The organism is Ideonella sp. P3_A4, assembly GCF_056403075.1.
Window position 1 is genome coordinate 1 of sequence record NZ_JBFUGE010000678.1, and the last position, 3,024, is coordinate 3,024.

Consider the following 3,024-nt stretch of genomic DNA (forward strand, 5'->3'; position numbering starts at 1 on the left):
GGCGACATGCCCGGCGGCGTATTCGGCCGGCTCGCAGACATCGATCACCACCGCCTTCTCGCGGTTGATCAGACGCACCGCCTCGTTGGCGGAAATCGCGCCGCCTTGGCCGCCGCGTTGCAGCACTGGCCACAGCAGCAACGCACCCGACACCAGGGCCATCACAGCCGGAATCCAGTTCTCGATCAGAAAGCTCAGCACGGCGGCACGACCAGATCAGGTTGCAAAGGGGCGGAATTATAGAATTTGCCGCGTTGCAGCAACCCTTGGCGGCTCAGGCCGTAGACCCATGTACAAGCTCGTGCTGATCCGCCACGGCGAATCGACCTGGAATCTGGAGAACCGTTTCACCGGCTGGACCGACGTCGACCTGACCGACACCGGCGTGGCCCAGGCCCGCGCAGCCGGTGCGCTGCTGAAAGCCGAAGGCTACGAATTCGACGTCGCCTACACCTCGGTGCTCAAGCGAGCCATCTGGACGCTGTGGCACTGCCTGGACACGATGGACCGCACCTGGCTGCCCGTCGTCAACGACTGGCGCCTGAACGAGCGCCACTACGGTGGTCTGCAGGGCCTGAACAAGGGCGACATGGCCAAGCAGTACGGCGACGAGCAGGTGCTGATCTGGCGCCGCAGCTACGACACGCCGCCGCCGCCGCTGGGCGCCGACGACCCGCGTGGCCAGCGCCAGGATGTGCGCTACGCCAAGCTGCAGCCCGAACAAGTGCCGCTGACCGAATGCCTGAAGGACACCGTCGCGCGTGTGTTGCCTTGCTGGGACGAGGTACTGGCACCCGCTATCCGCTCGGGCCAGCGCCTGGTGATCGCCGCCCACGGCAACTCGATCCGCGCGCTGGTCAAGTACCTGGACGGCATCAGCGACGCTGACATCGTCGGGCTGAACATCCCAAATGGCATCCCGCTCGTCTATGAGCTCGATGCCAACCTGAAGCCGATCAAGAGCTACTACCTGGGCGATGCCGACGCCGTGGCCAAGGCAGCCGCGGCTGTCGCCGCGCAGGGCAAGAAAGCCTAAGCGTCTGCTGCCAAGGCCTGCTGGATCTCGTCGCGCAAGTGCGCGGCGAGCGCGCGGCGGTCGGCATGGGTGCTGCCTTCGCTGAGCAGAAAGCGCACGCGAACGCCCAGGCCCTGGGCACAGACAACGCGCCAGATGCTGTGCACCAGCGTCATCTGGTTGATGTAGCAGGCCGAGGTGCTGAAGCGCTCGCCGGGCTCGTGGTAGCGCAGCGCCACCGCCTGCACGGGCACATGGCCACCGATCGCCGCCTGCAGCAGGTTGGCATGGAACGGCAGCACCGTTTCGCCGGCACCCGTGGTGCCTTCGGGGAACACAGCCACCGTTTCACCACGGCCCAACGCTGCCGCCACCTCGTGCACGACCCGCAGCGCATCACGCTTGCGCTCACGCTCGATGAACAGCGTGCCGACCGATCGGATCAGCCAACCCAGCAACGGCCAGCGCAGCACATCGGCCTTGGAGACGAAGCGCGCATGCGGACAAGCCGCGTGGATCACCGCGATGTCGAGCCAGGAGACATGGTTGGACACCAGCAGCGCTGCACCCGGACGCGGCTTGCCCTCGATCTGCAGCGTGATGCCGAACAGGCGCAGAGCCTTCGCACTCCACCACTGCACTTTGCGAGCACGCGCATCAGCATCGAGTGACGAGAAACGCAGCGCGACGATGGCCATGCCGTGCAGCAGATGCACGATGCCCCGCACGAGGCGCCAGAGGCCGACGCCAGCGCGGATCACTGGGCGCCGTGGGCCTGATAAGCCACCGTGCCCGCCACCATCGTGGCGCGCACCCGGCCTGGCAGGGCCATGCCGGTCGAAGCGAAATCGAACGGCGTGTGCTTGCCCTGGCTCTGCAACTCGGCCGGCTTGACCGCCCAGGTCGCCGTGGGATCAAACACGCAAACATCGGCCACGCCGCCTTCGACCAAGCGGCCGGCACTGCTGCTCAACGAGCCCAGCGCGTCGCCCAGCACCGCGACCGGCCGGCTGGTCACGCGGGACAGCGAGTCCGACAGGTCAAGCTTGGCATCGGCGCCCCACTTCAGCGCCAGGCTCAGCAACAGCTCCAGTCCGGTTGCGCCGGGTTCAGCCTCGCCGAACGGCAGGGTCTTCGCATCAGCGTCGACCGGTGTGTGGTCGGACACCAGCGCGTCGATCGTGCCGTCGGCCAGCGCGGCGCGCAGCGCGTCGCGGTCGGCCGTCTGGCGCAGCGGCGGCGACAGACGCATCGACGAGTTGAAGAAGCCGATGTCGACGTCGGTCAGATGCAGCGAGTTGATGCTGACGTCGGCGGTGACTTTCAGCCCTTCGGCCTTGGCCGCGCGCAGCAGCGCGACGCCGGCCGCACTCGACAGGCGACACAGGTGCACCCGCGCGCCGGTGGCGCGCATCAGTTCGAAGATCGTGTGCAGCGCGATCGTCTCGGCCGCCACCGGCACGCCCGACAGGCCCAGCCGCGTGGCGACGGCGCCACTGGCCGCGACGCCCTTGCCGAGGAAGCCGTCTTGTGGCCGCAGCCAGACGGTGTAGCCGTAGGTCGCCGCGTACTGCAGCGCGCGCCACAGCACCAGCGTGTCCTGGATCGGCACCTCGGCCTGCGAGAAGCCGACGCAGCCGCTCTCGGTCAGCTCGGCCATCTCGGTCAGCACCTCGCCGTTCAGGCCACGCGTCAGCGCGCCCAACGGGAACAGGCGGCACAGGCTGAGCTTGCGGGCGCGGAACTTCAGCATGTCGACCAGGCCCGGCTCATCGAGCGCCGGGTCGGTGTCGGGCGGGCAGACCAGGCTGGTCACACCACCAGCGGCCGCTGCATTCAGCTCGCTTTCGAGCATGCCTTCATGCTCGTGGCCGGGCTCGCGCAGGCGCGCGGCCAAGTCCACCAGCCCCGGCGCGACGATGCAACCGGTGGCGTCGATAGTCCGCACCGACTCGAATTCGGCCGGCACCTTGCCGATCGCCACGATGCGCCCGGCAGCCACCGCCACG

General features: G+C 68.2%; 4 protein-coding genes. 1 reads left to right on the top strand and 3 read right to left on the bottom strand.

Annotated features, from left to right (window positions below; translation table 11 throughout):
* Positions 1-198, bottom strand: a 198-nt coding sequence (locus tag AC1DYI_RS31005; RefSeq protein WP_477207962.1) for a rhodanese-like domain-containing protein, incomplete at its 3' end; no start/stop codon positions are given.
* A gap of 91 nt (positions 199-289) precedes the next feature.
* On the opposite strand from AC1DYI_RS31005, the gene gpmA reads away from it, so the two are divergent.
* Positions 290-1,036 carry a 2,3-diphosphoglycerate-dependent phosphoglycerate mutase gene (gene gpmA, locus AC1DYI_RS31010; RefSeq protein ID WP_477207959.1) on the top strand — a complete coding sequence of 249 codons (747 nt, stop codon included), beginning with the start codon at positions 290-292 and terminating at the stop codon, positions 1,034-1,036.
* On the opposite strand, the gene AC1DYI_RS31015 is transcribed toward gpmA, so the two are convergent.
* A complete protein-coding gene (locus AC1DYI_RS31015) occupies positions 1,033-1,776 on the bottom strand; it encodes a lysophospholipid acyltransferase family protein (protein ID WP_477207960.1) in 744 nt (247 codons plus the stop codon). The genes gpmA and AC1DYI_RS31015 overlap by 4 nt on opposite strands.
* The coding region (locus AC1DYI_RS31020) for a dihydroorotase (RefSeq protein WP_477207961.1) at positions 1,773-3,024 on the bottom strand (1,252 nt) is incomplete at its 5' end. The genes AC1DYI_RS31015 and AC1DYI_RS31020, both read right to left, overlap by 4 nt.